The sequence below is a fragment of the Frateuria defendens genome (genome assembly GCF_001182895.1).
Taxonomy (GTDB): Bacteria; Pseudomonadota; Gammaproteobacteria; order Xanthomonadales; family Rhodanobacteraceae; genus Frateuria_B; species Frateuria_B defendens.
On sequence record NZ_LFQR01000286.1, the window covers coordinates 1 to 373 of the forward strand.

The 373-nt window shown below is 72.4% G+C and carries 1 protein-coding gene; it reads right to left on the reverse strand.

Annotated elements, in window-relative coordinates; genetic code table 11:
- Nucleotides 1–183: 183 nt before the first annotated feature.
- Nucleotides 184–373 (reverse strand): DEAD/DEAH box helicase (locus ACH65_RS20450; RefSeq protein ID WP_049624077.1); only part of this gene is annotated, 190 nt, incomplete at its 5' end.

Here is a 373-nt window from a genome sequence, read left to right on the forward strand (position 1 = left end):
GTCTCGCTCAACGGCCAGCCGGCCGGCAGCAAGGACTTCTCGGTGAAGTAAGGCCGGGCCCGCCGGCTTTGCGGCAGCAGCGAAGGCGCGGCCCCGGCCGCGCCTTCTGCTTTCGGCGGGCGCCGCGCTTTGGCGCCCGTTCCCGGCACGAGCGCGCGGACATGGGCCGGCTCGCCCGAGCCCTCATGCCGGCTCGAACAGGGCTTCCAGGTCGGCCTCGTCGAAGCGCAGGCGGGTACTGGCACCGCCGCCCTCGAGCACGGCGCGCGCGAGTTCGGCCTTGCGCTCCTGCAGGGCTTGGATCTTTTCCTCGACGGTGCCGCGGGCGATGAGCCTGTAGACGAACACCGGCCTGTCCTGGCCGATGCGATGG